At 69.3% G+C, this 2,838-nt stretch carries 3 protein-coding genes; 2 read left to right on the top strand and 1 reads right to left on the bottom strand.

Annotated features, from left to right (window positions below):
- On the top strand, positions 1 to 1,229 hold a 1,229-nt coding region (locus WBA11_RS20310; RefSeq protein WP_424522449.1), incomplete at its 5' end, for a patatin-like phospholipase family protein.
- Between the two features lie 27 nt (positions 1,230 to 1,256).
- Here WBA11_RS20310 and WBA11_RS20305 read toward each other — a convergent pair.
- Positions 1,257 to 1,883 carry a DUF1684 domain-containing protein gene (locus tag WBA11_RS20305; protein WP_424522448.1) on the bottom strand — a complete coding sequence of 209 codons (627 nt, stop codon included), beginning with the start codon at positions 1,881 to 1,883 and terminating at the stop codon, positions 1,257 to 1,259.
- 65 nt (positions 1,884 to 1,948) lie between these two features.
- Between WBA11_RS20305 and WBA11_RS20300 the strand changes: the two genes are divergently transcribed.
- Positions 1,949 to 2,838, top strand: an 890-nt coding sequence (locus WBA11_RS20300; protein ID WP_424522447.1) for a PQQ-dependent sugar dehydrogenase, incomplete at its 3' end; no start/stop codon positions are given.

Genomic DNA, 2,838 nt, shown 5'->3' with positions numbered 1-2,838 from the left:
CGCTTACCGGGGGAGGCGCGCGGTCGGCGTACCAAGCGGGTGTGCTCCGAGCCCTGGCGCGGCGATTCCCGAGCCTGCGGCCGGACGTCCTGACGGGGGTCTCAGCGGGAGCCCTCAACGCAGCATTCCTGGCGTCCACGGCGAGGGAGCCGTTTGCCGTCGCCGCCGACCGGCTGGTCAAGATCTGGCAGGCCCTCGAGGCCGAGCACGTCTACCGCGTCGACCGGCCGACGGTGATGCAGGCGATGGCGCGGCTGGTCCGCCGTCCGCCGGACGTGGCGCCACCGGCCGAAGGCGGATTCCTCGACACGACCCCGCTCCAGACGTTTGTAGAGGGACACTTCGGTCCGGTCGGGAGCCCCATCGAGAGCATCGACCGATCCGTTCGTGAGGGGGACTTGGGCGCGTTCGCGCTCACGACGACCTCGTACACGACGGGGCAGTCGGTGACCTGGGTGCAGGGCGAGGGCTTCGACCCGTGGGACCGGCCCATGCGACGGGCCGTCCGTACCCAGATCCGGCCCGAGCACATCCTGGCGTCGGCGGCGCTGCCGTTCTTCTTTCCTGCGGTCGCCATCGAGGACGAGAGGGTGGGCGCGGGGTGGTACGGCGACGGAGGGATCCGGCTCACGGCGCCGCTGTCGCCGGCCGTTCATCTGGGCGCGGACAAGATCCTGGCGATCACCACTCGGTACCGACAGACCGCCATCGAGGCCGCGGCCCCCAAGCTCGACGCGTACCCGCCGCCGACGCGGATGTTGGGGATCCTGATGAACGCGGTGTTTCTCGACGTCATCGACCAAGACGCGCAGACGCTGCGTCGAGTCAACGCACTGGTCGAGAAGGTCCCGGCCAAGCACCGCGGTGCGCTGCGGCCGGTCGAGCTGTTGGTGATCCGCCCGTCCAAAGACTTGGGCGCCCTCGCGGGCGACTTTGAGCCGCTTCTGCCGCCCTCGATGCGTCTGGTGACCGGCGGCCTGTCGAACGGGGACGCGTCGAGCCCCGACTGGCTCTCGATGCTCCTGTTCCACCCCAGCTACGTGGAGCGTCTGGTGGAGCTCGGTGAGGCCGATGTGGAGCATCAACTCGGAACGGTCGCGGCGTTCCTCGGTGTGGAGACGCCCACGCGTCCTGTCACGACCTCGAGGCCGGGAGACTGGGCCGAGCACGACGAGGACTCGACCTCGAGTGTGGCGGCACCGCGCGACCTAGCGTTGGGGGCGGACTGAGCTCGTGGGCTGCCTCGAGGACGCCGTTCAGCCTTCGGTCGCCCTCGAGGGCGAGTCGACGCCCGGCTTGCCCGACGGCATGACCTCGCCGGCGGTGATCGGCAACTCCAGGCGGTTCTCGGCCGGGGGCAGCGGGCACGAGAACGCGGGGTCGTAGACGCAATACGGATTGTAGGACCGGTTAAAGTCGAGCGCGTAGCGGCCCGAGGGTTGCTCCTCGAGGTCGAGGTAGCGTCCTCCGCCATAGGTCTCGCGCCCGCTCGTGGCGTCGCGGAACGGGACGAACAACTCGCCCGAGCCCAGCGGCCGGAACGCCTCCAAGCGCCACTGGACGTCGCCGGCCTCGAAGACCAAGTGGCCAGCCGTGACCATCGGACGCAGGTCGCCGCTCGTCGTCGGGAAGGCCAGGGTGTCTTGGCCGAGAGAGGGTACGAGCGCGGCCGGGACGGCGAACGTCGAGTCGTAGTCGAAGTAGTCGAGACCGGCGAACGTTTCGCGGGCGGGCTCGAGAAGGGGGCCGGCCGTCGTTGCGAAGACGGAGTCTCGGTCGGCGGCCCACTGGTTCCAGACGTCTTCGAGGGCGGCCCGGTCGAGGGCGGGCGGCGGCTCCGAGGCGCAGCCGGCGATCAGGATCAGGAGGACGAGACGGCGCACAGGGATCAGGACGGGCGTCACCAAGCTACGCGCCTACATTGCCCGCTTCCCGACCCACCACCGCGATGCGTTCTCTCCTGCTGGCCGTCCTGGCTTTTGCCGTCTCGGCCCCGCTGGCCGCCCAAGACCTCCTCATCGAGGAGGCCCTTCCGGGCGTCCGCTTCAGCAAGCCCGTTCAGGTCGTCGCCGTCTCTGCCGAGCAGCGCTACTACGTCGTCGAGCAAGGCGACCGGAACGCGAGGCCCCGGCTGCCGTCGCGCATCCTGACGCTGGCGCCCGGCGACACCGAACCGACCACGTTCCTCGACCTTCGGACCCGCGTCGCAGCGATCGGGGGTGAGACGGGACTTCTGGGTCTGGCCTTTCACCCGGACTACGCCACGAACGGCCGCTTTTTCGTCCACTACACCGCGCCCCAGACGTCGAACCTGGACGGGGGGACGATCAAGACCCGGATCTCGGAGTTCGCCCGGAGCGCGAGCGACGCCCTCGAGGCCGACTCCACGAGGGAGCGCATCGTCCTCGAGGCCGATCAGCCGGCGACGAACCACAACGGCGGCTCCATCGACTTCGGGCCGGACGGCTACCTCTACATCGCGCTCGGCGACGGCGGAGGGTCGGACGACCAGTTTGAGAATGGCCAAGACCTGACGACGTTGCTCGGCACGATCTCGCGCATCGACGTGGACGACGTGCCAAACGGCGAGTCGTACGGGATTCCCGCTGACAACCCATTCGTCGGTGACGCGTCCGCACGGCCGGAGATCTTTGCCTACGGCCTGCGAAACCCGTTCAAGATGGACGTGAGCGCGGAGGGGATCTTCGTCGGTGACGTCGGCCAGAACACGTGGGAGGAGGTCAACCGCGTCGAGGCCGGGGGCAACTACGGGTGGAATACGGTCGAGGGGCCGGAGTGCTTCCAGGGCCGCCCCTGCGACCTCGATGCGTTCGAGGA

Origin of the sequence: Rubrivirga sp. (genome assembly GCF_049648075.1) — a bacterium.
Taxonomy (GTDB): domain Bacteria; phylum Bacteroidota; class Rhodothermia; order Rhodothermales; family Rubricoccaceae; genus Rubrivirga.
This window is presented reverse-complemented; position numbering and strand designations above follow the sequence as displayed.